The sequence below is a fragment of the Desulfoscipio sp. XC116 genome, assembly GCF_039851975.1.
Taxonomy (GTDB): domain Bacteria; phylum Bacillota; class Desulfotomaculia; order Desulfotomaculales; family Desulfallaceae; genus Sporotomaculum.
In genome coordinates, this window is sequence record NZ_CP156660.1 from 163,663 (window position 1) to 190,452 (window position 26,790).

Below are 26,790 nucleotides of genomic sequence, written 5' to 3' on the forward strand. Positions count from 1 at the left end.
ATGCCCTTTCTAAGTGCCGGCATACTTTAATTGGAGGTGTACATGAATAATGTCCAAACCGATTGTTTCCGTGGTTAAATTTGATGACCCGTATCAATCACTGCGCCGGTCCCTGGATTTAAGCGAGGGGCTTAAAGGGTTCAGTAAAGAAGATAAAGTATTAATCAAGCCCAACCTGGTGTCCTGGGATTTTGACCTGCCTTTTCCGCCTTACGGAGTGGTTACCACATCGGCTGTGATAGCCGCCCTGGTACGAATACTGGCGGAGGAGGGTTTCACCAGGCTGACTATTGGTGAAGCGCCGTTAATGGTGCCTAAAACTGTGGGGCAGGCTATGTTCAAAATTTTGGGCTATCACAAGTTAAAAGAAAAGTATGGCGTAGAGCTGGTGGATTTTAACGAAGAAAAGTTTGTTAAAGTAGATTGCGATGGCTTTGAACTGTCCCTGGCGGAAAAAGCCCTGGAGGCCGATAAGATAATTGATGTGCCGGTGCTCAAGACCCATAACCAGACCAAGGTTTCTCTGGGTATTAAAAACCTCAAGGGCTGTTTAAACCGCAAGTCCAAGATGTTCTGCCACGGCGCCCAAACCGGCCTTGACCACACTTTCCCGCATATTATTGAAAAGCTGCCCGTGGCGCTGACTATTATCGATGGCGTATTCGGCATGGCCAAGGGTCCGGGACCTACCGGCAAGGCCGAGCGGCTGAATTTATTGGCGGCTTCTCAAGATCCCCTGTCCGCGGACGTGGTGGGTGCGGCGCTTTTAGGCTATAACGCCGCGGATATTAAGCACCTTGGCTACTTTGCCAAACGCAGCGGCGGCAGTGTTAATTTGGAAGATATCGACGTGCGGGGAGAAGACGTGGCCGCCAACAGTAAATTCCTGGATTACGACTGGGAATGGACCGCCGACGACACGGGGCCGTTAGGCTATGTTAAGCGCGGCATCACGGGGCTGGCGGTGCGCAAGTACGACAGTACCATGTGCACGGGGTGCTCCATGTTGTTCAATCCTTTGCTGATTATGCTTATGTCGGCATTTAAGGGCGAGCCCTTCCCCAATGTGGAGGTGGTCAGCGGCAAAGTGCAAAAGGCCGCGCCGGGTTTTGACAAAACAGTGCTCTTTGGCCGCTGCGCCTGTTCACTGAACAAAGATAACCCCAACATTAAAAAGGCCATCGCTATTAAGGGGTGCCCGCCCGACCTTATGGAATTTGAAAAGGCGATGCGGGAAGAGGGCATTATGTGCGACTATAAAGAATACGTGAAATACCGCCATTATATCTATAACCGTTATAAAGCGGAGGATGGTTTTGATATGGGGCTGTTTGACGTTCAATAGAGATATACCCCGGCATAGCTCCGGCCTTTATAAAAAACCGCTTTCTAAGAGCACACGGTCTTGTGCCGTACGATGAAAGATGCATATGGCAAAGCAGCGGATGTCCATGGTTGACCCCGCTGGTTGGGGCTAAAGCCTGCGGCCTCATGAGGGGGATGTAAGACTTTGCTTTTGCCGGACGGTTTTCGTTGAATTGGGAAGCCTCCGGGCCCGTTTCGGAGGGCTAAGTCAATACCCCGTATTTATATCGAGCAAAACAAAGTAAAAGCCGGACGCGGTTAATTGATCGCCCGGCTTTTACTTTATCAAATTCCAAGGGTGCTGTTGCACTGCACCGTCGTGCGAGCCCATGGCCCCTGACGGCCGCTAACAGAAATTACAGGGCTTCTTCCGGTATATCAATGGCCGAGGTGTCGCAGTCTTTAATAACTTCGGCAATTCCAAATATTTCGGGCACGATATTACGGATGTAGAACTTGGCGGACTGTACTTTACCCTGGTAAAAGGGTAATTCATGGTGGCCTTCGCCCAGTTCCTTGATTTTTTGCATGGCCACGGCTGCCTGGTCAAGCAGCAGGGAGCCGCAGTACAGCATGGCGGTGGCGTGCAGTATACGGCTGGAATACAGCGGTACAACTTTGATGTTTTTGGCAAATGTGGCTGCTATGAAACCCTGAATTTCCCGGTAGGCTCCCATGGCCCTGGCCAGTATTTCATGTTCCCTGCCGAACCCTTCCACATCCTTATTGCCTTCCACCGATGCGGCCAGCTCTTTAAACCACTCGGCAAATACCTTGCCCCCGTCCAGGGTCCACTTGCGGCCCACCAGGTCCAATGATTGGATGAAGTTGGTGCCTTCCCAGATGGACAATATTTTGGAGTCCCGGGCGCACTGAGCCACGGGGTATTCTTCGGTGAATCCGTAACCGCCGTGTACCTGGATGGCCTCGCAAGTTGTTTGCCAGACCATGTCCGAGATATAGGCTTTGACCAGCGGAGTGTTTACTTCGATGCGCCGCTTGGCAGCCTTTTTTTCCTCCGGGTCGGGGCTATGGTGGGCCAGGTCTTCGTAATAGCAGGTTTTGGCGATTAATGCCCGGCAGGCTTCAACAACCGATTTCTGGAACAGCAACATCCTGCGTACGTCCTCGTGCTGGATAATGGGCATCCGGGGTCCTTTGGGGTTGGAAATGACTTTGCCCTGGATGCGTTCTTTGGCGTACTGCAGCGCGTAGTTATAGGCTGCCTGGGCAATGGCCAGAGCGCTGAGCCCGGTGTCAATACGGGCGCCGTTCATCATGACGAACATTTGAGCCATGCCCTGGGCTTTGCCGTTTTCATCGGGCGGGCTGCCGATCAGTATGCCGCGGCAATTGTCGTTTTCCCCAAAGCTGAGCATAGCTGTGGCCGAACCTCTTAGTCCCATTTTATGCTCAATGGCTACCGTGCTTACATCGTTGGGCTCACCCAGACTGCCGTCTTCGTTAACCCATATTTTAGGTACGATAAACAGTGAGATGCCCTTGGTACCCGGCGCCGCTCCCTCACACTTGGCCAGCAGCAGGTGGATAATGTTCTCGGTCAGATCGTGGTCACCGGCGGTGATGAAGCACTTGGCGCCTTTAATTTTATATACCCGCGGGTCGTCGGTGGCATAGGCTTTGGTGGTGATGTCTCCCACATCGGAGCCGCAGCAGGGCTCAGTCAGGCACATGGTGCCGGCCCATTCGCCGCTGAACATCTTAGGCAGATACAGCTCTTTTTCGGCGTCGGTGCTGAAGGAGCCAATCAAGTTGCTGGCCCCGCCCACCAGTCCGATGTAAGGGTGAAAGGCCGGGTTGGCCGCGGTGAAGAATTCATCCAGCCAGATGCGCAATATCTCGGGCAGCTTGCCTTCTTCCTCGGGATCGTACTGGGAGTTGCCAAAACCGTTTTCCTGCATGAAGCCGTACAGCTTGTGGAAAGAAGGGGGCGTGGAGACCCGGCCGTTTTCAAACCGGGCGCCGATCCGGTCCCCGTCGACGTTGGTAGGGGCGATCATCTCCCTGGCCACCTTCAAAGCCTGGTCCAGCAGCATATCCACGTCGTCCATTTCATAATTATCTTTAAAGGCGTCTAAATTAAGTATCTTTTCTCCATCCAGCCATTCCTTGATGATGAATTTGTGGTCCCTGTTCGAATAAATAAAGTTGTTGGACATTGATAATCTCCTTTCGCCGGTGTTGTTTAGCCGGCACCTAGCAAGACGATGCAAGCTTTGCTTAAAAAGTAATTTACACTGCAGTATTGGTAAAGTTCTATCTACCTTTAAATTGAGCGGCCCTTTTTTGCATGAAGGCGGCGCTGCCCTCTTTGGCGTCCTCGCTGGCAAAGACAACCGCCGAGCCGGCCTGCTCAATGGCTATCCCTTCCGTGATGGATGTGTTCAGGCCCTGGTTAACCGCCTTTAAAATTTCCCGGATGGCCAGGGGAGCTCCTTTAGTCAATTTGGCGGCCAGCGCTTTGGCTTCGGTCAGTACCTGGTCCTGCGGCACTACTTTATTGACCAGCCCGTAGTTTAGGGCTTGCTCTGCGTTTAAGGGGTCGCCGGTAAGCATTACTTCCAGCGCCCGGGTTTTGCCGATCAGTCTGGGTAAACGCTGGGTGCCGCCCCAGCCCGGGATGATGCCCAGCTTTACTTCGGGCAGGCCGATCAGTGCCGCAGCCGATAAAATGCGCAGGTGGCAGCTCATGGCCAGTTCATTGCCGCCGCCGAAAGCGCTGCCCTGGAGCGCCGCGATGACAGGCTTGGGGTAATTCTCTATTTTTAAAAATACATCGTGTCCGCTGATTTCGGGTGTATTGCCGCTCATATAAACGGCAAATTCGGTAATATCCGCTCCGGCGCAAAATAATTTTTCTCCGGAGCCGGTCAGCACTATAGCCCTTACCCGGTCGTCATTCAGGCTTTCATCAAGCAGCCGGTTGATATCTCCGAGTACCGCCTGGCTCAGGGCGTTGGCCGGCGGATTATTGATGGCGGCCACTAGATAGCCGTTTTCTTTTTCCACAAGCAGTTTGGTGTATGACATGCCGTTTTTGCCCCCTTGCTTAACTGAGTTTGCCGACTAGCTTGGCGTGAGTCTTCCACTTTTATTAGTGGGAAGTACAACGCCAACTAAGTCATGCATTTTGCAGCTCTAAAATTCGGGGGGCTGAATTTCCCCTGAATTTAGAACTTGCTTCAATAGATTATTACGTTCATTTGACTGGTTGACCGAATCCTGAATATGCCTTTATCAAATATTCCAGGACTCCCACTTTTATAGATGGAAGTTGCTATTTTTATTTCAAGTGGGGTAAATCCCCACCCCCCATCTGAAGTCCCGATGTTCAGCTTTAGCTGAACGAGTTTACTTCTTGGTATAATCGTAAAACCCTTTACCTGTTTTTTGGCCCCATTCCTTTTTGATATATTTTTCCACGACAATGGGTGAAGGTTTGTAAGCCGGGTCGCCGGTTTCCTGATAGCGCTCCATGCCGATATAATAAGTCAGGTCGACGCCGGTCAGGTCCATCAGGCGGAACGGCCCCATGGGATGGCCCAGGGCGTACATTACTGCGGTGTCGATATCTTCATAAGAGGCCACGCCCATATCGTAAATGTGCAGTGCTTCGTGATTGAGGGCCGCCAGAATGCGGTTGACCAAAAAGCCGTAAATCTCCTTGTTGAGCATGACCGGTATTTTGCCGATGTCCTTGGCCAGGTCGAAAATCTTTTGGGCTGTTTCCTCCGAGGTATGGGGCCCATTAACTACTTCCACCAGCTTCATAACCATGGCCGGGTTGAAGAAATGCATGTTGCAGACCTTTTCCGGCCGCTTGGTCACCGGGGCGATTTTGGAGCTGACAATAAAGGAACTGTTGGTAGCCAGTATGGTATGCGGCGGGCAAATTTCATCCAGCTGGGCAAACAGTTTTAATTTTAGATCCAGTTTTTCTAAAATAGCCTCAATGACCACGTCGGCGTTTGAGGCGGCCTCTTTTATGTCGCTGGTGAAGGAGATATTGGACCGGGCCTGCTTGGCAACTTCTTCACTCATCTTGCCCTTGGCCACCCGCTGGGGCAGGTAGGTGTCGGCAAAGTTTTCGGCTTTTTTCAGTATCTCTTCGCTAATATCGGTGCACTTGACCTGGTAGCCCGCCACAGCGCAGCACAGCGCGATTTGGTGTCCCATATTGCCGGCGCCGACTACGCAAATATTATTGATTCCCGGAATAGTCACAGAAGATCTCTCCTTTATTTATACATTCTTTAAACATAAATAAAATAAGCAATTTATGTGCCAAAACCCGGCCGGCGTTTTTTTAGAAAGTTACTGCTATTGCAGTAAATGTGCCGGACATGTTGTGCATGTTGGCAACTACTGGCGTTCAATTAATTAACATAAGGTTAATTAATTGAACGCCAGTAGTTTAAAGCTGCGCTTGGTACAGGACAGCTGATGCAAATGGCTTCTTACGGGAAGGTTCGAACAGTAAATAAAGGTAAATTTACCAGGACATGCACTCTTTTTCTATCCGTTAAATTTAGATAGTAGAAATGTTAATGTTGGCACAATGTTTGCATTATAGTTAAAATTAAGATAATTCTAATTATAAAAAATTTGGGGGTGTAATGATTGTTTGAGTTCTCCAAGCCATATCTTAATATTTACAAGTCGGGGGGAGTAGACTGGGATATTAATATCGATCCCAAGCCATTGCACACACTGGTATTTGAATCAGCCGGGAAGCATCCGAAGAAAACCGCCATGATTTTTTACGGGCACAAGATATCGTACGGCCAGTTGGCCGGCTGTGTGGTCAGGGTAGCTTCCGCCCTTTATGAGCTGGGCCTGCGCAAGGGGGATAGAATTGCCGTTATGTTGCCCAACTGCCCCGATTTTGTATTTGCCTATTATGCTGCCATGAGTTTGGGGGGCATAGTGGTAAACACCAATCCCATGTACGTGGAAAGAGAGATTGAGCATCAGGTTAATGACTCGGGCTCTAAAATGATTATTACCCTTGCCGACTTATATCCCCGGGTTAAAAACGTGCGGGACAACACACCACTGGAGAAGGTCTTGCTGACCGGGTTTACCGGTAAGCCGGGAGCGTTGCCCGACGACACTGTTTGGTTCCCGGATCTGTACGCAGTGGACCGGGCTCCGGCCCCGCCGGTGGAAATAAACCCGGCGCAGGATCTGGCCGTGCTGCAGTATACCGGCGGCACCACCGGGGTGTCCAAAGGGGCCATGCTTACCCATCTGAATCTTTACGCCAATTCTATGCAAACCAACCATTTCTTCAATGATGATAATAAAAAACAGTTGATTATGAGCGTGCTCCCTTTTTTCCATGTTTACGGTATGACCAGCTGCATGAACCTGGCGGTGGCGGCCGGTACCACCATGCTTTTGGTGCCCCGGTTTGTGCCTGCTGAGATAGCCCAATTAATCAGCACGTATAAGCCTACCTTCTTCCCCGGGGTGCCCACTATGTTCGTAGCTATGTTAAACAGCCCGGAATTTAAAGATTACAAGGATTACGACAAGGTAATGGTTTATAATGCCGGTGGCGGACCGTTGCCCGTTGAAATCGGCTATTGTTATGATAGGCTGCTGGAGGGTACCGGCTCACTTATGACCGAGGGGTACGGACTGTCCGAATCTTCACCGGTAACGCATTGCAACCCCGAATTCGGCCCGAATAAAAGGGGTTGTATCGGCGTGCCCTATCCTGCTACTCACGCCGCAGTGGTGGATATTGAAACGGGTACCCGGGTGTTGCCTGTGGGCGAGGTGGGGGAACTGGTGGTTCAGGGTCCCCAGGTAATGCCGGGGTACTGGAACCAGCCCGAGCAAACGGCACAAACCTTGAAAAACGGCTGGCTGTACACCGGGGATATGGCCAGAATGGATGAAGAAGGATATTTTTATATTGTGGATCGCAAAAAGGATATGATTATTGCCGGTGGCTATAATATTTATCCCCGGGAAGTGGAAGAGGTTTTGTTTGAGAATGCCAAAGTGCAGGAGGCGGTGGTGGCCGGTGTGCCGGACGCCTATCGCGGGGAGACGGTGAAAGCTTATGTAGTGCTTAAAGAAGACCGGACCGCCACGGAGCAGGAATTAATTGCTTACTGCCGGGAAAAGCTGGCTCCCTATAAAGTGCCCAAAGCGGTTGAATTCAGGCAGGAACTGCCCAAATCGGCGGTGGGCAAGCTGCTGAGGCGCAAGCTGGTGGAAGAGGAGATGAAGAAGCTCTAAGCAAGCCGGTAAATAGGTAAAGCAGTGTTCATTGTGGCTGCCCTTGACGGGCGGCCATAATTTATTTGGTGTTCAATATGTTAACATGGGGTTCGGTCTTACATTGGGGATGTAGTATGAATAAAAGCGTGTGTATTGTGTCGATGATGGTACCGTGATATTATCTAAATATTCGCAACGGAAATTTATTATACAATAAGCTTGGGTTTGTTGACTTAATCGTAAATTTACCGGAAGGATATTTATAGGATATTGTTTGACATCCGCACAATAGATGTATCAAATATAGGAGTGATATGCTTTGACACAAACGACCGAGCAGCTAATTAATGAACTGCAGCCGCTGTTTAACCCCCAATCTATCGCGCTGATCGGTGCTTCCATTGATTTCAGCAAACCCAACGGCCGTCCGCTGGAGCTTTTAATGAAACATGGTTACCGGGGTTGTATTTACCCGGTTAATCCCAAGTATGCCGAGATAGCCGGTCTTAAATGTTATCCTTCGCTAAATGAAATAACGGGGGAAATTGACATGGCCATCATTGGCGTGGCGGCGGCCCGGGTGCCGGATGTGCTGCGGGCTTGCGGTTTAAGAGGAGTGCGCTCCGCGGTGGTGTTCAGTTCGGGCTTTGCCGAAGTAGGGGCCGCGGGAGTGGCGTTACAGCAAGAGATTGCGGAGATCGCCCGGCAGTACAATATAAAAATGTGCGGCCCCAACTGCCTGGGGTTGCTTAATACCGCCAATGGAGTGATGGCTACATTTGCCACGGTGCCCACTCAATCGGGGCGGGAATCTTCGCGGCTGTTGGGATTTATCACCCAGAGCGGGGCCTTCGGCGCCGTTATTTATATGATGGCCCAGCAGCGCGGCGTGGGATTTAACTATTTTGTCAGTGTGGGCAACGAAGCCAGCCTTGAATTCTGCGATTTTCTGGAATACATGTTATTGGATCCCGAAACCAAAGTAATCGGCGGTTATATGGAGGGGGCCAAGGACGGAGTTAAGCTGCGCCGGGTCGCCGAAAAGGCCCTGCAGGCGGGCAAACCCGTTATATTAATGAAGGTGGGCAAGTCTGCGGTGGGGGCCAGAGCCGCCGGTTCACACACCGGTTCATTGGCCGGGGCGGACCGGGTATACGACGCATTTTTCCGTCAAACCGGCATTATTCGCATAGACAGTATGGAGGATTTGGTGGCGCTGGTTAATCTTTTTGCCGGCGGTAAACTGCCCGCCGGCGGCAATGTCGGTATTGTATCCACCTCCGGCGGCGCCGGGGTGCTGATGGCCGATAAGTGTGATGAGTTCGGGCTGGTGGTGCCCGATATTTCGCCGCACACCCGTGAACACCTGGAAAGTTTACTGCCGGGATTTGCTTCGGCGCTGAACCCGGTGGATATTACCGGGCAAATAATGAACGATCCGGGATTACTGAAACAATGCCTGGAAACAATGACCAAAGACCCGCGGATACATTCGCTGATTGCCTTTTTTGCCTTGTCCGGCCCCCGTGTTGAAGACATGGCCCGGGATATCATCCAGGTATATAACCAAACAGACAAACCCATGATTGTCATCACCTGGTACGCATCAGGCAATGAATCCAATGAGCATGCCTATAACACGCTAAAACAAAGTAGGGTGCCCATTATAGAGGAACCTGTTCAGGCGGTGCGGGCGCTGGCGTCGCTGGTGCACTTCGCTTCAGCCCGGCAAAGGCACCGGGATGAGGCGCGGTGCGAACCATGCCGGTCGGGCCGGGACCGGGAAAAAACCGGTATATTGCTGCGGCAGCCTGCCTTTGGTGAGCGGGAATCCAAAGCGCTGCTGGCTCACTGTGGTATTCCGGTGGCTAAAGGTAAGGCTGCCGCCGATCCCGAACAGGCCCTGCAGGCGGCCCGGGATATAGGCTACCCGGTAGTTTTAAAGGCAGACGCGCCGCGGATCAGACATAAAACAGAAGCCGGGGCTGTCCGGCTGAATATAACCGGGGATGATGAATTGGCGGCCGCCTTTGAGGCAGTTACCACCGGTGCCCGGCAGCACTCTCCCGGTGCCGAAATACGCGGCGTGCTGGTGGAGGAGATGCTGCCGCCGGGTACGGAAATGATTGTGGGAGCGCTGCGGGACCCTGTTTTCGGTCCCACGGTAATGGTGGGTCTGGGTGGTATATTTGTAGAAGCACTGGAGGATGTGGCTTTCCGGGTGGCTCCCATTACCAGGCGGGATGCGCGGGATATGCTGGCCGAGCTCAAGGGCGGGCGTATTCTGCAGGGATTGCGGGGGCGGCCGGCGGCTGATATTGATGCCGTTATAGATGTGCTGCTTAAGGTGTCGGCCCTAGCTGTGGATTTTCAAGATGAAATAACGGAAATAGATATTAACCCCCTGCTGGTGTATCCGGTGGGACAAGGTGTCCGGGCGGCGGATGCACTGGTGGTTAAAAAAGAGTAACGGGGGTGAATATTTTGCACCGGGTGAACCGTATTTTAAATGATTCCCGGTATAAAGAATGTGTCGAACGCAATGCCGTCTGTGAGCGAAGCAGACGTTTTTGCCGGCATGATTTGCAGCATATGCTGGATGTGGCTCGGATTACCTATATGCTTGTGCTGGAAGAAGGATGCTCCGTGAATGGCACGGCCGTCACCGGTGTGCCGGGAGATCCCGTTTTACTTAAAATATTGGGTGGCACGGGCATTAAGTATGACGCGGCAGCCGCCGGCGGGCCCGGTTTGCTGGTGCAGGCCAGGGAGCTAATCTATGCCGCCGGTTTACTGCATGACATGGCCCGCTGGGTGGAATATGAAACCGGCGAGGACCACGCCGCAGCCGGGGCCCGGATGGCCGGTGAGGTGCTTGACCGGGTCGGGTTTAATACGGCTGAACAAAAGATAATCTCCACTGCCATTAGCGAGCACCGCACCGGCGGTCCGGACGCCAGCCTGCTGGGTCAATATATCTGCCGGGCCGATGATTTGGTCCGCCCCTGCAGCCGCTGCGCGGCCAGGGACGAATGCTATAAAATCAGCCGCATGGAAACCGCCGGTATGCTATTATATTAGGGCGGGTATTTTAGGCGCTATACTAATTGTCAAAGAACACAAGTATACTTACCATGGAACGTATATTGGTGGAATACTTATCGCCCTGCCGGGCGATGCCCCTTTCATCCCGCCTTACAAGGGGGTGGGTTTTCAGGGGCGGCGTTCTATAAATCTTTCGGGAGGTAGAATCAAAGTGTTCTTTAATATGCATAACTTGGTGATTGCACATCGAGGCGAGGTGTGGGAAGAATTTAAAAAAGTAGGCGCCGATGCGGCCGGCAGCGCCATAATGGCGCCCAAGGCGCTGCACCGGCTGGTTAAAATATATGACCTGGCGCCCAGACAGGCCAACATAATCAAGCAGGAAATGCTGGGCAAGGGCGGGGATGCCGCCGTCACCCGGGGTACGGTGGACTCCTCGGTGGAAAAAACCGATGTGTTGCTGATGGGTACTGAAAAACAATACCGGGCCGTGATTAAAAAGCTGCGTATGCAGCCCTTTAAACTGGCCGCTTTGGCCGAACAGCTGAAGCAAACGCTGGATAACCTGAACGGCCGGCAACCCCGGGAGCTGATCTGCCGGGATAAAAAGCTGACTTTGGGAGAAAGAACGCTGGTTATGGGCATTTTAAATGTTACACCCGATTCTTTTTCCGACGGGGGCAGTTATGATAATATCGATGCTGCCATAGCCTGCGCCCGCCGTTTGGTGGACGAGGGGGCGGATATTATAGACCTGGGCGGTGAATCTACCCATCCCGGTTATGAACCGATTAGTGTGGAAGAGGAATTGGACCGGGTAATTCCGGTGTTGCAAGTGTTGGTGCGTGAAATCAATTTGCCCGTCAGCGTGGATACCACTAAAGCGTCGGTGGCCCGGCGTGCCCTGGAGGTAGGGGCTCATATAATTAACGACCAGTGGTCGCTGCGGGCGGACCGGAATATGGCCTCGGTAGTGGCGGAGTATCAAGTGCCGCTGGTGATGATGCACAATCAGAGGGGCACTGAATACCGCGACCTGATGGGCGATATGGTGCGGTTTTTCCGGGAGAGCATAGCCATGGCGGAGCAGGCCGGGATAGTCCGGGAAAATATTATTATTGATCCCGGCATTGGTTTTGGCAAGACTGTGCAGCATAACCTTGAGGCGCTGCGCCGCCTGCGGGAGCTGGATGGCCTGGGCTTGCCCGTGCTGCTGGGCACATCCCGCAAATCACTGGTCGGCAAGACCTTGGATTTGCCGCCCGACCAGCGGGTGGAGGGCACCGGTGCCACCGTAGCCCTGGGTATAGCCAACGGAGCGGATATCGTCCGGGTGCATGATGTTAAGGAAATGGTTCGGGTAGTCCGGATGACTGACGCAGTGGTGCGGGGCTAGAATGGCCCGGCTTTTGTTTGCTGTTGGAAAGCCCCCGGATCTGTCCTGAAAAAACTCCGGGTTTTTTCCCGACGTGCTTTCAACTGTTATTGCTATGAATAAAACTTGCAACACTTGAAAGCATGTCATTGCGAGGAGCGAAGCGACGAAGCAATCTCCGCTTTACAGTTGGCATTTCTTTGGGGGCCTGCTTTGGAGTCTGGGATTGCTTCGCTTACACTCGCAATGATATTACCCGGTGCAATGACATATATTCGTTTATCGTGATGCGGGCAACGCGTGATAATTGCTAGCGCAAGCGAAGCAATCTTAAACTGTGTAAACAGGTCTTTGAGATGCTGTGCGGCGAAAGGCGGTGTTTGACCTGGATAAAATAATCATGAGCGGCATGGGCTTTTACGGGTACCACGGCGTACTGCCCCAGGAAAGGGAGCTGGGGCAGAATTTCGTAGTGGACGTGGAATTGCAGCTGGATTTGCGCACGGCGGGGGAAAGCGATGACCCCGGCAAGACAGTTAGTTATGCCGATGTGTACGAGGTAGTGCGCCGGGTGGTAACCGGTGCGCCCAGTAAATTAATTGAGGCGGTGGCCGAGCAAATTGCCGGTGAAGTGCTGCGGCAATTTGCTGTGCGGCAGGTGCTGGTGCGGGTTAAAAAGCCCGCCGCTCCCGTGCCGGGGCAGTTTGGCTATATGGCTGTGGAAATTGTCCGTTCCCAAACAAAGGCGGTGACCGAATAATGAGTTTGCCGCAAGGTACGGAAACATCAGCCACCGGCCGGCCGGCGCGCTGTTACATCGGCCTCGGTTCCAACATGGGGGACAGCCGGGCTGTTATTGCCGAGGCGCTGAAGCGGTTGGGGGAACTGCCGGGCGTGGCGCTGGACGCCGTAGCTCCCCTTTACCGCACCGCCCCGGTGGGCTATACCGACCAGGATTATTTTATTAATACCGTGGCCGAAATTAGCGCAACTTTAACTCCCCGGCAGTTGCTGGCCGGTTTGCAGCAAATTGAGAACGATCTGGGCCGGGTGCGGGTGATCCGCTGGGGCCCCCGCACCGTGGATTTGGACATTCTGCTTTACGGAGAGCAAATCATCACCGAACCCGATTTGCTGGTGCCGCATCCCCGGATGGCCCGGCGTGCCTTTGTCATGGTACCGCTGGCTGATTTAAACCCCGGATTGGTTGTTGATGGCGAAAAGGCGCGGGCACTGGCCCGGCGCCTGGCGGAGGAACAGGAAATCGCCAGATGTTAAGCATGCTGATTTGACGAAGTTCTAAGGTGTATTTTGATAAATATTGATAAATAATATCTCATCTTTGACACTTATGTGGAGACAAAAAGCCTATATCCCTTGGTAATAAAGGGTCATAGGCTTTTTTCATATTCTATAAAAATGAGTAATGTTTTATTTCTTAGTGAAATTAAAAATTCTTTTTAGCTCTTTTGTATTTACGATCTCGTAGTCTGTTCGAAATCCAAAATGGCTATGCAAAGCATCCGTGATATTGGTGCGTTTATACGTAGGAACAACCCCTTCTCCAGGGATCTTGTAGAAATTCATATCCCGTATCGTTGTTAAAATCTCTTTACATGTGAATTCGCCCCCCAGTTTCTTTTCCAGCATTCGATAGAGGATCAACGACAGGAAACAGGTCATAAAGTGAGCCGTAATCCGGTCGTCTCGGCTCAGATAAACAGGTCTGGCTTTAAATTCACTCTTAATGATGCGAAAGCATTCTTCAATCTCCCATCGTCCCTTGTTCACCTTAACGATATCAGAAATAGAATCTTCTAAATTGGTACAAACCGCATAGAAGCCATCATATTGCGCCTCCTCATTGATCACATCTTGATTGATGCTGAGCAACTCTTTTTCAGCAAGCTCACCATCAGGAGTGCAAAAACTCTTTTGAATAAACCTCCGGTAATCATTAGCATTACACTTTTTTAGTTTGGCTGGGTTTTTCTCCATGATTTTACGGGCGCGTTCAATCTGATTGCTGCGTATGATCTCCTGATAATTTTTATATTTTAAAGAAAAGGTCACAATCAACCTTTGTTCAAGATCACCCTCCTTGAGCCAGCGTTCTTTATAGAAAACCATAGATTCCAGCGTTTTTTTCTCCTCTTCTGAGGTCGTGTCGCTTTGAAACCGCTGAATGACTTCCGTTAGATTGTAAGAGGTTTTCGTCTTATCGTGCGAAGACGTTTCACTCTTGTGTTTATTAAGGCTCCAGTCTGCCGGATCGAGCGCCCACTCTTTCAAAAATTGCTTCAACTTCTTGATCGACTGGGTGGTGATAAAAGCTCGCTCTTGGATGTCGTTAAACTTCCGGTTGGCGGTACTGGCAAGACCGGCATCAGTACAGACAACAAATTGAGAGAGTTTAAAATTGGCAAGGATTTTCCGTTCTAAAGGTTTCAGGGTCACCTGCTCATTGGTATTTCCGGGATGAATACAGAAAGCCAAAGGAACACCATCACCATCCATAAACAATCCCATTTCCACAAGGGGATTCGGACGGTTCTCCTTGCCTTTGCCATACTGTTTTAAGCCCTCAGCCTGTTCAATTTCAAAGAAGAAGTTAGTGCAGTCATAGAACAAAACCGCTGTGTTGCGCTTGCAAGCGTTAAGGCTGTTTTTATATACCTGAGCTTGGATGAAATCACTCTCCTTGGCTAAAATCTCCAATGCACGATATACATGCTGCAGCTCAAGGCGCGGTTGCTCAAGAAAGTTCCGCACCAGTTCCTTGGTAGCAAGCTTTGAGCCGGGAAAGAGGATGCGGCCATAAAGGAGCGAGGCAAGAATCGTATTTAAATCAAAGGTGATTTTGTATTTTTTCTGAAGGACAGCACAAATTTTATGTAGACCCAAACTGTGATACAGACTTTGCAAGAACAAATAGCCGCCATTGAATGAAGCCTGGCGATCTTTAGCGATAACTTTTGTAGGGGAAAACTCAACTATAACTTTGCGTTGAGATTCTTTTTCTTGACGATTAAGTTCATCGATATAAGCCTTAGCCCATTCGTAGGGATCACGACCGTTTAATTTTTTACGGAGCTCCTTTTCCGTGCCAAGTTTTTCAACGATTTTAGTGGAGCGCACCCCCTTTTCATAGACGGACTTAATCACATAAAAAGAGGTGGCGTTTTTTGATTTGGATAAAGATAATCGCATACCTTAAAAACCCCCAATCCTTTGTATTGTAACACAATACCAAACATTACGCAATAGTAAACCAGGAAATTTGACAAAAAAATAAGCCTATTTCAAGGCTTCCAGCGTTTTTTTGACCATGCAACTGTCAAAGACCCGTTAAGCATGCTGATTTGACGAAGTTCTAAGGTGTATTTTGATAAATATTGATAAATAATATGAAATATGATACAATAAATTAGTGGCAAAAGCCACATTTAAGAACTCTGAAGAGTTTTCTTTTAATTAATTTATGCTGGGTGCTTATAAAGTTGTATGGACGCATCATACGCAGAATGTCTGAAGGCATGTCATTTGACATGCCTTTTATTTTTGCAATAAACATTACGCAGTGGAAGGCCAAATGATACTAGGTTGTTTTGTACCCCCCCCCCCCAAGGGGTTTGTTGGGCAATGAATTCTCTGTTGTGAAATAAATACTGGAGGAAATAAGATTATGGAATTGAATACCCGCATCAAAAGCTACTGGGAAGGTGAAGCGGAGGGTTATAGTGACGCAATCAAAGATGAATTAAAGGGATTTGAACGAAAAACATGGACGAAGCTGATATTGGAATATGCTCCGTCCAAAGACTGTCTTGATATATTGGACATTGGCACAGGACCAGGATTTTTCCCAATTATTTTGTCACAAGTCGGACATAAAGTTACGGGTATTGATCTAACTGAAAATATGATCGAATGTGCACGCCAAAACTTGGAAAAGGAGGGCATTGCCGCAAAATTGTGGACTATGGATTGTCAGGCTCTTGAGTTTCCCGATAATTGCTTCGATCTTCTGCTCTGTCGCAATCTCACATGGACGCTTGACGATCCTCAGAAAGCCTATAAGGAATGGTTCCGTGTCTTACGCTCGGGTGGCAGACTCCTTGTATTCGACGCTTGCTGGTATCTGCACTTATTCCATGAAGATCTCAAAAAGGCCTATGAAAAGAAGCAGCAAGAGATCCTCTTAAAATACGGACGCCCACTGCATCAGCACAAGGATCAGGCGGAAGGCGACGCGCTTAGTCGAAAGCTGTTTATGAGCGATAAAGTGCGGCCGCAATGGGATTTGAATATTATGCTTTGCCTCGGATTTTCAAAGGTTTTTGCAGATGTCTTTGTGGGGCGGCGGATACTCACGGAACAGCAACAAGATATTAACAATATACATCCTCCTTTTTTGGTCGGAGGAGAAAAATAAATTAGTGGGTTTAATACTGTTATGCTTAAATACATAGTTAAGCGGCTACTCATGCTAATTCCAGTATTACTTGCAGTATCACTGATTACTTTTATTCTTGGCAGCATGTCATCTGGTGATACAGCGCGTACATTGGCTGAAAAAAAACACGATAGGCCGACACAAGCACAAATTGAAGAAATACGGGTACAAATGGGCTTTGATAGGCCGGTTCTTGTCCAATACATTGATTGGTTCGAAGATGTCTTTAAAAAGGGTAATCTGGGCATTTCATATTCTAACGATGAACCGGTGGTTAATGAAATGGCCCGATATTTCCCAAAGACATTGAAGCTGGCGCTTACTGCATTGATATTTTTAGTGGTTATTGCTTTTACTCTTGGAATTTTATCGGCGGTATTCCCCGAATCATGGATTGATAGGCTATCCAGACTTTACTGCTTCTGCAGTGTCTCAATACCGGAGTTCTGGCTTGGACTTATTTTACTGTATGTTTTTGGCGTTCAATACAGATTAGTCCCGGTGCTTGGAGGAAATTCAAGCGGGTTACCAATCATACCGGCTCTTACCATATCTATATGCAGCGGCGGAATTTACGTCCGACTTGTTAAAACAAATATGGAAGAAGTATTAGACAAAGGATTTATCCGAGCGGCCAGAGCAAGGGGCGTGCACGAGTATAAAATCGTAACCAAACACGCATTAAAAAATGCAATCCTTCCCGTACTTAATAAACTTGGAATGGGTTTTGGCTCCCTGTTGGCCGGTTCTGCTATTGTTGAATCGGTCTTTTCATGGAACGGTTTAGGAAAGTTTGCGCTTGAATCTGTCAAATTAAAAGATTATCCGGTTGTACAGGGTTATGTTCTTTTTATGGCCGTCTTAATAGTTTTAATCAATCTGATAGTTGACATTATATGCGGCATCATTGACCCGCGCCTTAAAAAGACATAAGGAGGAGCATGGGTGCGAATCAAGACAAAAGCACAAAAAGAAATAAGTGCCGGGCCTCATTTGTCGAATAAAAGATTTAAGCGGTTATTTTCTCGAAAAATAACGGTCATTGGTTTTGTTTTGGTTGTTTTTATTATAGCCGTAGCTATATTTGCTCCCATTATCGCACCCAATGACCCGCTTAAGGTAAATATGTCTTTGCGCTTTGAAGGCCCAAGCTCATCATATTGGCTTGGAACTGATAATTTGGGGAGGTGTATAGCCTCACGTATAATTTGGGGAGCAAGGATGTCATTGCTATATAGTCTGTGTGTTCTGGGACTTATGCTTGTAATCAGCATACCGGCAGGGTTGATTTCCGGTTATGCGGGCGGTCGTGTGGATGCGGTTATTATGCGGATAATCGATATTTTCTTGTCATTGCCGACTTTTTTAATGGCATTAGCCATTGCCGGTATGCTGGGACCCAGCACTCAAAATATGATTATCGCAATGGCAAGTGTCTGGTGGGCACCTTATGCGAGACTTATCCGTGGTATGGCCCAGCAGATAAAACAGCAGGATTTTATACTTGCGGCGAAATCCGCAGCTTGTACACATATGCAGATAATTTTTAAGCACATACTGCGTAATATCGCTTCAACAATCATTGTGATGTCCACTCTTGAAGTTGGGTCAATTATTTTAGCTATCGCATCGTTTTCATTTATTGGATTAGGCGCTCAACCGCCTAATCCTGAATGGGGCATTATGCTCAGCGATAGTAAAGAATTTATGCAGACCCAACCTCAGTTAATGATTTACCCGGGTATCGCAATTATTATTACGGTTATGGCATTTAACCTCTTGGGAGAGGAACTGAAAAATGCAATGCTGGAATAATGACAATACGCAGGCGTCGGAAACTGCAATATTAGACATTCAAAATCTTACTTTAAATTATAAAGGACAGAATCAGAACGTCCGAGTCTTAGACAACTTTAGCCTTGTCGCGAAGGCCGGCAGAATCACCGCCCTCGTAGGTGAAAGCGGCTGTGGGAAATCTACCGCGGCGCTTGCGACAATGGGCATTCAAGATAGGAATGCTATTGTCTCCGGGGGGAAGATTTGTATAGCAGGGACAGACATTCTTACGTTGCCTAAAGCAAATCAACGATCTTATATATCAAATCATGCCGGTATCATTTTTCAGGATCCCATGGATTCATTAAACCCATTGCTTACAATAGGAGATCAATTAACAGAAACGATACGGATACACCGGAAAATGAAAAAAAAACACGCACTTTCCGTTGCCATAAAACAGCTCCAAGCAGTAAGCCTGCCTCAACCTGAGGAAGTGGTGAAAAAGTATCCGTTTATGCTCAGTGGGGGAATGTGTCAGCGAGTGATGATCGCAATTGCCAGTATCTCGCACCCGCCACTTCTTATTGCGGATGAACCGACAACTGCTCTTGATGTAACAGTGCAGGCTCAAATTCTGAAGCTATTAAGCACGCTGCCCCGGAAAAAAGGAAGTGCGGTTCTGCTTATTACACACGATTTGGGGGTCGTCGCAGAGATAGCGGATGATGTATATATTATGAAAGAAGGCCATATTGCGGAAAAAGGTACGGCCGACGATATATTCCGGCATCCGCAGCATGAATATACCCGCCAATTATTGGCTGCCGCATTGTGAGAGGATTATACATGGAAGTATTGGCAAAAGCAATAGACATACGCAAATGCTATATCAAACAAAGCTTATTTTTTAGGAACAATGAACCGGTTTCAGCTGTAAATGGGGTATCGCTTGATATTTTAAAAGGCTCTTCAGTGGCATTGATCGGAGAGAGCGGAAGCGGGAAAAGCACCTTTGGCAGAATAATTGCCGGTTTGGAAAAACCGACAGAAGGACAGGTCTTTTTTAAAGGTCAAGTGATATCGAATATTTCACTTAATAAAATGCGTCCCTTACGGCGAAATATCCAGATGATCTTTCAAAATAGCAACAGTGTTTTCGATACGTCCTACTCGATAGGAGAAGCTATTGCGGAGGTTATTAAAAACAATGAGAAGGTATCAAGAAAAGAATGTTCAGAAAAGGTATCCGAGATATTGGAACAGGTGGGCTTAAGTCAATCTTATGCTCAACGTAATCCGAGAGAATTAAGCGGGGGTCAACGCCAAAGGGCAAGTATTGCGCGGGCGCTTGTTCTTCATCCGGAATTCATTATTTGTGATGAGCCAACTTCAAGTCTCGATTATTCACTTCGCAAGCAAATTCTAACTCTGTTAAATGATTTAAGAAACCGGTATAAGTTAACATACTTATTTATCACTCATGATATAAACTGCGTACCTTATGTTTGCGAAAGTATAGATGTTATGTATGCCGGTAAAATAATTGAGCAAATTGACTTGAAAAAAGTTTCCATGCAGAACGCGGTTCATCCCTATACCAGGCTATTGATATCGTCGGTACCGGCGAAAACTCCGGATAAGCGCAATAAACATGGAGTTGAAAATGCAGGTGAAACAATAGTAATACCGGATTCTAAACAATGTTGCAGGTTTTATTCACGTTGTCAGTATTGCACACAACGCTGTGAAAATGAAAATCCTATATTAAAGGAGATTTCAGGCGGTCATTATGTGGCATGTCATATGATTTAGTCTTTTTAAAGTCGGATTACCGTATAAAAGAGGAGAATAACTATGAGAAAAAAGCACTTACAACTAATTATTGCATCGGCAATGTTTATTATGCTGTTATTAAGCGGGTGCGGGTCGTCTCAGTCGTCGGCTACTCAACAAGGTAAAAATTCAGCGGCTTCAAAAGCAGCCTCTGAAACTAATCAGTCGAATACAATAACCGTCATGGTTTCAGGCAAGCTAAATCCAAAAGACGCCAGCCCAATAGAATCAAGCACGGAAATGTGCCTTTATGAAATGGTATATGAACCATTGGTAAAATACGGGCAAGGAGGCGCAATCAAGCCGGCCCTTGCTGAGCGCTGGAATGTAAGCGACGATGGAACACAATATACCTTCCATTTGCGCAAGGACGTTAAGTTCTCAGACGGGACGAATTTCAATGCCGATAGCGTTGTCAGCAGCGCAAAGCACTGGGATCCCTCCAGCTTTTCCTCTCCGCTCACAAATGTTGAGAAGTTGGACGATTACACGGTAAAACTCACTTTTCAAGATAACTGCTACCCCGTACTTATTGAACTTACTTATCCTCGACCTTATCGTATCGCTTCTGAAAACTCATTTGATTCTAAAGCCAATTTTGTAAGCATGATCGGTACGGGAGAATGGATGGTCGAAAGCTATACTCCCGAAGAGGAAGTTATTATGGTTCCCAACCCCTATTACTATAAGGAAAAACCTAATATTCAAAAAATCATCATCAAAAAGGTAACCGATAATGAATCAAGAATTATGGCGCTTCAAAGTGGCGAGGCTGATCTTTCTTTGGCCGATTTGCCTGCTGAGAGCAAGTCTATTATCAAATCGTCAAATAAGCTTACTACTCTAACGACTAAAAGTACAATGGGATTTTTCTTAATTTTAAATCAAGAAAACACGGTGTTTCAAGACCAAAACGTTCGCCTTGCAGTAAACTATGCGCTGGACAGGAACAGTATCGTCAAAAATATTTTTGGGGGCAATGCTGTTGTGGCAAAGGGGATCTTACCTGCGACAGTACCCTATGTTACCGGCCAAAACAGCGAAGGGTACTCTTACAGCATTGATAAGGCAAAGGAATTGTTGGCTAAATCAGGATATATCGACAGCGATGGAGATGGAATCGTAGAGAAGGATGGAACACCATTATCCCTGAAACTTGTTTTTCAATCTGAAGAATATGCCAGTTGGAAATCAATCTGCGAATATTTGCAATCGGCCGCCAAAGAATTGGGGATTGATATTCGATTGGAACAACGTGATATATCCGCCTACTATGATGCGATCTGGAAGAATCGTGATTTTGATATGATTATTTATCGCACCTATTCGGATTCATGGAACCCTCACGGCTTTTTACGCTCTATGTTTTATCAATCTGAAGGAGATACGTCCGTATGCTGGTATAATTCACAATTAAACCAGTATCTTGATGAAGTGATTAAAATTCAGGATGAAACTGCCCGACAGACAAAGTATAACCAGATATTTAAGCTTATCGACAACTATGCACCGGTTATTCCTCTCTGCTATCCGAATAAGGAATATGTATACAATACCCGCCTGAAGAATGTGGCAGCAGCACCGACAACTTATGAAGGAATAGAATGGCAATTGATTGCCATATCAAAGTAGGAGGGAAAGTTTTTGACACAGACATTATTTGAACAGCTCGAAACAGCTTGGTCAAAAGATGCGGGCGGTTATGATCATTCAATTCAGAGTCAACTGAAAAATAGAAAAGATGTAATACATTGGTCAAACGAACTGAGGACTGTACTTGGTAAAAAGCCATTGCATGTGTTAGATGTCGGATGTGGGCCAGGTTTTTTCACAATCATACTTGCCGGCTTGAATTATCAGGTGACATCTGTCGATGGAGCTGACGGAATGGTGAAATGTGCCGTTAATAATATCAAAAGGGAAGGTTTGACGGCAAATATTTATAAAAGCGATGCTGTGCTTTTAGAAAAAGAGGAAAAGGGCAGTCTTGATGCTATTATATCCCGAGATGTGGTATGGACATTATATGATCCTCAAAAAGCTTTCGCCAGATGGAAGGATTTATTAAAAGAAGGTGGTAAGGTAATTATCTATGATGGAGACTACCGGCGGGACCAATCATCTCTGCGCTATCATATATTAAAATCAATATCGAACTTAATCGGTTTTGTTATGGAAAAAGGATCCAGAAAAAAACAACAGCATGGCACAGCGGGTAACGGCTTTGAGGAATTGCCGATGATCCGGCATAAAAGGCCCAAATACGACCGCGAGTTGCTGCTGAAAGCAGGTTTTTCAAGGGTTGATGTTACAAAAGACCATTTTCGCAACTACCCATTAAGGCTTGAATTCTGGAGGTATGGGTATCAAGGGAAAAAGTTTCGAGTTATAGCGTACAAGTAAATAGAGTAATAATTACGTATGCAACTGCTGTAGCGATATGCATTTGGTAATAATCTCCCCCAATGCCTAGTTATTATATACCGTTCAGGCAATTGGCTAAGGCAGATCGGAAACACGGATTATTAGATTTAAAAGCGCCCCCCTTTATTTTAAACCGGTCTGGTAGTATAATTAGGTAGCGGCGCAAATTAAAGCAAAATAAAATACAGGAAGTCATTTGGGGTGCCGAAAGGCTGAGAGGCGGATGCCAACCCACTGAACCTGCTCTGGGTAATGCCAGCGAAGGGAAATGCAACTAAGTTATTTGTGGCACTCCGAGCAGGGGTGCTTTATTTTTTGCGGTTACAATAGTAAGAAGGAGTGAGACAGGATGATTGGCAAAGTCAATGATAATTTTTTTACCAAAGCGATTCTGCCGGAAACAGGCGCCTTAAACCAGGAGGTGATAGTAGCGGATAAGCGGATAAGGGGTCAGGCTTAAACTTGTTTAAACTAACTGTATTATCTGGATACTTGGATGCGAATCCGATAAGCATGTCAATGTTCAATACCTTCCTTTTTTAATCCATCTGGTGAAACTGTCCGTGCTGTATTTTGGGTTATCATTCGTAATTGGCATCATGCTGGGAATAGCGATGGCCACCAGACTAAAGACCAAACTGAGAGAGAAGCATAAAACATTTATTCTGGCTATTGATGAAAGTTAGTATTTAAACGCGGGTGTTTTTCGGGATATTAAAATGCTTATGAATGCTCATTTCGATAGCCTGGATTGCTTTGCTCTGGTTTTTATCGGCCAGCCCTATCTATTTTCTGACGTAAAAAAGTCAAAATATGCGCGCAGGTTTGAGCATTAGTTATCAGCGTACAAGTGTTTTTCAATCTGATGGCCGCCATAGAAAAGAATAAATGCGATTATAGCTACCACGGGAAATTTGCTTAAGCTGCCGGCATTATTGAAGGAGCCGATTTCGAAGATGCTTAGCGGAGAATAAAACAAGACCAGCATAAATACCGAGCTGTAGGCAAAATTTATGATCAGCGGGATAAATGTATTTTGAAATAATAAAGAAAGGAAATACCCCAGGGCAATCAAAAACAGGCTCTGGATTATTATAACGATAAACAAAAACCAAACAAAATCAAATAAAAAAGAAAAATAAACAAACACCATCAATACATGCAAAACAAAGAACGCCCACAGGCCGATCATTTTAAAAAAGAGGCTGTCCCTGCCGGATTTATAAACAAAAAGCAATTCCTTGCCAGGCGCATTTAGGTACTCTTTTAAAATAAACAGCGGCCACCAGACAGCAAAACTGGGAATAAACAATTGAGATATTGTGGCGCATTCCGGAAAATTGCCGCCGTCCCCCTTTGTGCTGGCAAGGACTGTAAGGGGAACCAATATAAAAAGAATAACGGGCGGTACAAAAAAGTACAGCCGCTGGTTCTTAAGCTCAAGATATAACCTGCGCATTAGGCCAGCCCCTTTACCAGACACATGTACCCGTCCTCAAGGGTGGGTTTTTCGCTTGGATAATCCTGGTTCTCCTTTACTAGGATCCGATGGTAGATCTGGCCTTCTATCTCGCTGACCCTGAGAATAAATTTTTCACCGGCCATACTGCCGGCATCTTTTGCATTGATTTGATACACTTTGTTTATTGCAATATTTCTTAATTCATCACAAGAGCCGTTAAATAAAACCCGGCCCCCGTCAATCACGATAACGCTATGGCAGCAGGCGTCCACATCCTCCACAATGTGCGTGGAAATAAGTATCATTTTGTCTTTCTTAAGCTCACTCACAGTGTTTTTAAACCTGGCGCGTTCGCCGGGATCAAGCCCCGCCGTGGGTTCGTCCAACAGCACTACCTTGGGGTCCCCCAGGATGGCCTGGGCGATTCCGGCCCTTCTTAGCATTCCTCCCGACAATGTTTTAACCCTGTCCTGGGCCTTGTCTTCCAAATTAACGCTGGTGAGCGCCTTTGTTATCTCAGGGGCGCATTTGTTCTTTGCCACGCCCTTTAAGGAACAGATGTAGTCCATCATTTCATATAAGGTGAGTTCCTGGAACATGCCAAAGGCCTGGGGCAGGTAACCCAGATCCTGATGAAAACTATTTGACCGGTGAATTGGTTTATTGTTATACAATATCTCACCTTGCCGGGGTTCGTACAGCCCCGCAATGCAGCGCATCAGCGTGGTTTTTCCCGCGCCGTTGGCGCCTAATAATCCGTAAACCTTGGCGTCCAACTGCAGGTTTACGGAATTAAGCACCGCCCTTTTTTTTAAGCTCTTGCTCAGATCTTTAACTGCGATCATCTCCCAGTTCCTCCTTCACGATTCTTTCCACCAATTCCAAGTAAGCTGTTTCATTTGCCGCAGTAAAATAATTGAAGAAAATGCGCAGGTTTTCTTCTTGGCGCGGTGATTCATAAAATAGATATTTGGCCGCCTTTTCACTGACAATTTGGCCTAAGTCGGACAATCGTCTTTCATTATCTGAATGTGCTTCTTTTTCTTGCTCATTCATATTCAAATATGTTTCTCGATCCACATTGGAGTTTTTTGCGGTAAGTAATTGCATTTCATCTATCTCTTTCAGAAGCAGATTAAGATCGACTGCGTTTTTAAACAGCGGGTCGGTCTCGTCTTGCCGGTTAAAAAGATATTTTAAATATTGCCGATAGTGCGACATGCACAAGCTATCGGTTTGGGGTTTAATGATCGATTCCATAATACTTTCGGCTAATTGCGGCCCATTGTTGCAATAGATAGCCGTAATGTGGTCGCTCATGACTACAACATCCTCGGTGTTGGAGTTAAGCGCAAAACTATCGGGTACTTGAAAGAATTTCTTATCCGCAATCCGGCTGAATAGCTCCGGTACCGGCCGGTCCAAGCGCTTGAATATATCAACTAACAGCTCTTGCGCCTCATCAATATATTCTCTTTTCGGCAAATCGCTGCGCATCGGCTCCGCGTATATATTTTCAGCCACTTCATCATACATGCCGGCTAGCAACGTCACCCCGTTTGACTTGCCATGGAAGGAGTTGCCGCTGCCGGCGAGATTGCAGAATACCTTTAATTTGGACCGGACTTGCACTGAATATTTGCTTTCGTTTGGTGAAGTGTTGATGACATAGCCATACCGATCCAAATCCCATATGTTTGTCCGGCCGGGCTTGGGATAATAGGCAAAATATCCGGGTAAGGCTACCGCTTGCCGGTTGGCGTAATACTTTGGCGATTTGCCGTAATATGTAAAGGTAAGCCTGTCCGCGCCGTTTAAGCCACCGATACTGATGTAATCATCCGCGCGGGTAAATGGCATCTCCCCGTCTTCTGTACGCACGCTGGTCAGGGTGTACCCATGATAAAGGGTAAAATCATAGCTGTTCAAATCATGATTGTCAATGGCGACTTCCACTACGGCGTGCAGTTCATTGCTGATTGTCAAATCCATTTTATATTCTTCAATAATGAATCCGGTTTTATAGTCACTATCATTTTCTTTGGGTCTATCCATGTAATAAAAGGGATCGGCGTAGGGATAAGAATCAACTCTCATGTCCATTGACAAAGTCGACCCCCTGACAGAAAACAAGCTGACGCCCAGCAGCACAATCAGGCAACTGGCGGCTAACAGCGCTTTTTTAGTCCTTCGGTTAAAACACTTGGTTAGAATTAGGGTTAAGGGAAATAAAACCCAGAACCCGGCCAAAATCCACCGAATCGGCTCCATTGGAAATCCGTAGAAAGGATAAATCCTAAAGTTGCTCCCTAATTGATATGGTACGATGGTAAGAAAATCCTTGAAGTAATAAAGCATTCTCTCGGCCGGATAAGAGTTGAAAAGTAAATACGGTACTCTGAAAGGCACATCAATAAAAGTGGTATTTAACAACATAAAAATAACCGTAAGGCTGTATACGGCCAACCTTTTGGTCTTTAGCCTGGCGGCCATCGCTGTTCCCAGCATGATGCCAATTACGAATGATAACCCAAAATACAGTACAGACAGTTTCACCAGATGGATTAAAAAAGGAAGATATTGAACATTGACATGATAATATATAAATAGAATAAAGGAAAAAAACATAACCGCAGGGAGCGCAACGATTGTTAATAAACACAGTACGATTGCCGCGTAAGCTTTGAGTAATCCCCGCCGGTATGTTTTAAAGTACTCTGCCATGTTGTTGTCGTACATTTTGATTGCAAGCTCATAGCTGCAGTAAATGAAAAAGACAATCAGGAGAATACAGAG

At 47.2% G+C, this 26,790-nt stretch carries 21 protein-coding genes and 1 riboswitch; of the genes, 14 read left to right on the forward strand and 7 right to left on the reverse strand.

Annotated features, from left to right (window positions below):
- Window positions 1-49: 49 nt before the first annotated feature.
- Entirely contained in the window at window positions 50-1,345 is a 1,296-nt protein-coding gene (locus ABDB91_RS00820; RefSeq protein ID WP_347489715.1) for a DUF362 domain-containing protein, read from the forward strand.
- A gap of 376 nt (window positions 1,346-1,721) precedes the next feature.
- On the opposite strand, the gene ABDB91_RS00825 is transcribed toward ABDB91_RS00820, so the two are convergent.
- The 3 genes from ABDB91_RS00825 to ABDB91_RS00835 all read right to left on the reverse strand — a co-directional run bounded on the left by ABDB91_RS00825 (window position 1,722) and on the right by ABDB91_RS00835 (window position 5,610).
- Window positions 1,722-3,545, reverse strand: a complete 1,824-nt coding sequence (locus ABDB91_RS00825) for an acyl-CoA dehydrogenase (RefSeq protein WP_347489717.1) — start codon at window positions 3,543-3,545, stop codon at window positions 1,722-1,724.
- 97 nt (window positions 3,546-3,642) lie between these two features.
- Window positions 3,643-4,416, reverse strand: coding sequence for an enoyl-CoA hydratase-related protein (locus tag ABDB91_RS00830; RefSeq protein ID WP_347489719.1), 774 nt, complete (start codon window positions 4,414-4,416; stop codon window positions 3,643-3,645).
- A 321-nt stretch (window positions 4,417-4,737) separates the two neighbouring features.
- Window positions 4,738-5,610 (reverse strand): 3-hydroxyacyl-CoA dehydrogenase family protein, encoded by an 873-nt coding sequence (locus tag ABDB91_RS00835; RefSeq protein WP_347489720.1) that lies wholly within the window; start codon window positions 5,608-5,610, stop codon window positions 4,738-4,740.
- A 396-nt stretch (window positions 5,611-6,006) separates the two neighbouring features.
- On the opposite strand from ABDB91_RS00835, the gene ABDB91_RS00840 reads away from it, so the two are divergent.
- The 6 genes from ABDB91_RS00840 to folK all read left to right on the forward strand — a co-directional run bounded on the left by ABDB91_RS00840 (window position 6,007) and on the right by folK (window position 13,318).
- Window positions 6,007-7,638 carry a long-chain fatty acid--CoA ligase gene (locus tag ABDB91_RS00840; protein WP_347489722.1) on the forward strand — a complete coding sequence of 544 codons (1,632 nt, stop codon included), beginning with the start codon at window positions 6,007-6,009 and terminating at the stop codon, window positions 7,636-7,638.
- A gap of 301 nt (window positions 7,639-7,939) precedes the next feature.
- On the forward strand, window positions 7,940-10,090 hold the full coding sequence (locus tag ABDB91_RS00845) for an acetate--CoA ligase family protein (RefSeq protein WP_347489724.1): 2,151 nt from the start codon (window positions 7,940-7,942) through the stop codon (window positions 10,088-10,090).
- Window positions 10,091-10,095: 5 nt separating this feature from the next.
- Window positions 10,096-10,701, forward strand: a complete 606-nt coding sequence (locus tag ABDB91_RS00850) for an HD domain-containing protein (protein WP_347489726.1) — start codon at window positions 10,096-10,098, stop codon at window positions 10,699-10,701.
- A gap of 175 nt (window positions 10,702-10,876) precedes the next feature.
- Entirely contained in the window at window positions 10,877-12,061 is a 1,185-nt protein-coding gene (gene folP, locus ABDB91_RS00855; RefSeq protein WP_347489728.1) for a dihydropteroate synthase, read from the forward strand.
- A gap of 340 nt (window positions 12,062-12,401) precedes the next feature.
- Window positions 12,402-12,800, forward strand: a complete 399-nt coding sequence (gene folB, locus ABDB91_RS00860; RefSeq protein WP_347489730.1) for a dihydroneopterin aldolase — start codon at window positions 12,402-12,404, stop codon at window positions 12,798-12,800.
- Window positions 12,800-13,318, forward strand: coding sequence for a 2-amino-4-hydroxy-6-hydroxymethyldihydropteridine diphosphokinase (gene folK / locus ABDB91_RS00865; RefSeq protein ID WP_347489732.1), 519 nt, complete (start codon window positions 12,800-12,802; stop codon window positions 13,316-13,318). Before folB ends, folK begins: the two co-directional genes overlap by 1 nt.
- 153 nt (window positions 13,319-13,471) lie before the next feature.
- On the opposite strand, the gene ABDB91_RS00870 is transcribed toward folK, so the two are convergent.
- On the reverse strand, window positions 13,472-15,250 hold the full coding sequence (locus ABDB91_RS00870; RefSeq protein ID WP_347488947.1) for an IS1634 family transposase: 1,779 nt from the start codon (window positions 15,248-15,250) through the stop codon (window positions 13,472-13,474).
- Between the two features lie 475 nt (window positions 15,251-15,725).
- On the opposite strand from ABDB91_RS00870, the gene ABDB91_RS00875 reads away from it, so the two are divergent.
- From ABDB91_RS00875 to ABDB91_RS00905, 7 genes are read left to right on the forward strand one after another with little or no spacing between them, the layout of a single operon-like run.
- On the forward strand, window positions 15,726-16,475 hold the full coding sequence (locus tag ABDB91_RS00875; protein WP_347489734.1) for a class I SAM-dependent methyltransferase: 750 nt from the start codon (window positions 15,726-15,728) through the stop codon (window positions 16,473-16,475).
- Between the two features lie 21 nt (window positions 16,476-16,496).
- The gene (nikB, locus tag ABDB91_RS00880) at window positions 16,497-17,429 is read left to right on the forward strand and encodes a nickel ABC transporter permease (protein ID WP_347489736.1); all 933 of its coding nucleotides are present in this window, start codon (window positions 16,497-16,499) and stop codon (window positions 17,427-17,429) included.
- Window positions 17,430-17,441: 12 nt separating this feature from the next.
- Window positions 17,442-18,311, forward strand: a complete 870-nt coding sequence (gene nikC / locus ABDB91_RS00885; protein ID WP_347489738.1) for a nickel ABC transporter permease subunit NikC — start codon at window positions 17,442-17,444, stop codon at window positions 18,309-18,311.
- Window positions 18,295-19,110 carry an ABC transporter ATP-binding protein gene (locus tag ABDB91_RS00890; RefSeq protein ID WP_347489740.1) on the forward strand — a complete coding sequence of 272 codons (816 nt, stop codon included), beginning with the start codon at window positions 18,295-18,297 and terminating at the stop codon, window positions 19,108-19,110. Before nikC ends, ABDB91_RS00890 begins: the two co-directional genes overlap by 17 nt.
- Window positions 19,111-19,121: 11 nt before the next feature.
- A complete protein-coding gene (locus ABDB91_RS00895) occupies window positions 19,122-20,087 on the forward strand; it encodes an ABC transporter ATP-binding protein (RefSeq protein WP_347489742.1) in 966 nt (321 codons plus the stop codon).
- Between the two features lie 42 nt (window positions 20,088-20,129).
- Window positions 20,130-21,740, forward strand: coding sequence for a nickel ABC transporter substrate-binding protein (locus tag ABDB91_RS00900; protein ID WP_347489743.1), 1,611 nt, complete (start codon window positions 20,130-20,132; stop codon window positions 21,738-21,740).
- 12 nt (window positions 21,741-21,752) lie between these two features.
- Window positions 21,753-22,511: a class I SAM-dependent methyltransferase gene (locus tag ABDB91_RS00905; protein ID WP_347489744.1), complete on the forward strand. Its 759-nt coding sequence runs from the start codon at window positions 21,753-21,755 to the stop codon at window positions 22,509-22,511.
- Between the two features lie 208 nt (window positions 22,512-22,719).
- Window positions 22,720-22,816, forward strand: a riboswitch (TPP riboswitch).
- Window positions 22,817-23,364: 548 nt separating this feature from the next.
- Here the strand turns inward: ABDB91_RS00905 and ABDB91_RS00910 are convergent.
- The 3 genes from ABDB91_RS00910 to ABDB91_RS00920 are packed head-to-tail and all read right to left on the reverse strand — an operon-like array spanning window position 23,365 to window position 26,733.
- On the reverse strand, window positions 23,365-23,991 hold the full coding sequence (locus ABDB91_RS00910; protein ID WP_347489745.1) for a hypothetical protein: 627 nt from the start codon (window positions 23,989-23,991) through the stop codon (window positions 23,365-23,367).
- Window positions 23,991-24,839, reverse strand: coding sequence for an ATP-binding cassette domain-containing protein (locus tag ABDB91_RS00915; RefSeq protein WP_347489746.1), 849 nt, complete (start codon window positions 24,837-24,839; stop codon window positions 23,991-23,993). The genes ABDB91_RS00910 and ABDB91_RS00915 overlap by 1 nt, the downstream gene beginning before the upstream one ends.
- Window positions 24,826-26,733, reverse strand: coding sequence for a hypothetical protein (locus ABDB91_RS00920; RefSeq protein WP_347489748.1), 1,908 nt, complete (start codon window positions 26,731-26,733; stop codon window positions 24,826-24,828). The genes ABDB91_RS00915 and ABDB91_RS00920 overlap by 14 nt, the downstream gene beginning before the upstream one ends.
- Between the last annotated feature and the right edge of the window lie 57 nt (window positions 26,734-26,790).

Excerpts from the sequence above, each read along its gene's own strand:
- ABDB91_RS00830 (WP_347489719.1), bottom strand. The coding sequence starts at position 4,416 with ATGTCATACACCAAACTGCTTGTGGAAAAAGAAAACGGCTATCTAGTG.
- ABDB91_RS00910 (WP_347489745.1), bottom strand. The coding sequence starts at position 23,991 with ATGCGCAGGTTATATCTTGAGCTTAAGAACCAGCGGCTGTACTTTTTT.
- ABDB91_RS00825 (WP_347489717.1), bottom strand. The coding sequence starts at position 3,545 with ATGTCCAACAACTTTATTTATTCGAACAGGGACCACAAATTCATCATC.
- ABDB91_RS00915 (WP_347489746.1), bottom strand. The coding sequence starts at position 24,839 with ATGATCGCAGTTAAAGATCTGAGCAAGAGCTTAAAAAAAAGGGCGGTG.
- ABDB91_RS00875 (WP_347489734.1), top strand. The coding sequence starts at position 15,726 with ATGGAATTGAATACCCGCATCAAAAGCTACTGGGAAGGTGAAGCGGAG.
- ABDB91_RS00890 (WP_347489740.1), top strand. The coding sequence starts at position 18,295 with ATGCAATGCTGGAATAATGACAATACGCAGGCGTCGGAAACTGCAATA.
- ABDB91_RS00895 (WP_347489742.1), top strand. The coding sequence starts at position 19,122 with ATGGAAGTATTGGCAAAAGCAATAGACATACGCAAATGCTATATCAAA.
- ABDB91_RS00900 (WP_347489743.1), top strand. The coding sequence starts at position 20,130 with ATGAGAAAAAAGCACTTACAACTAATTATTGCATCGGCAATGTTTATT.
- ABDB91_RS00920 (WP_347489748.1), bottom strand. The coding sequence starts at position 26,733 with ATGTACGACAACAACATGGCAGAGTACTTTAAAACATACCGGCGGGGA.
- ABDB91_RS00820 (WP_347489715.1), top strand. The coding sequence starts at position 50 with ATGTCCAAACCGATTGTTTCCGTGGTTAAATTTGATGACCCGTATCAA.
- nikB (WP_347489736.1), top strand. The coding sequence starts at position 16,497 with ATGCTTAAATACATAGTTAAGCGGCTACTCATGCTAATTCCAGTATTA.
- folK (WP_347489732.1), top strand. The coding sequence starts at position 12,800 with ATGAGTTTGCCGCAAGGTACGGAAACATCAGCCACCGGCCGGCCGGCG.
- ABDB91_RS00870 (WP_347488947.1), bottom strand. The coding sequence starts at position 15,250 with ATGCGATTATCTTTATCCAAATCAAAAAACGCCACCTCTTTTTATGTG.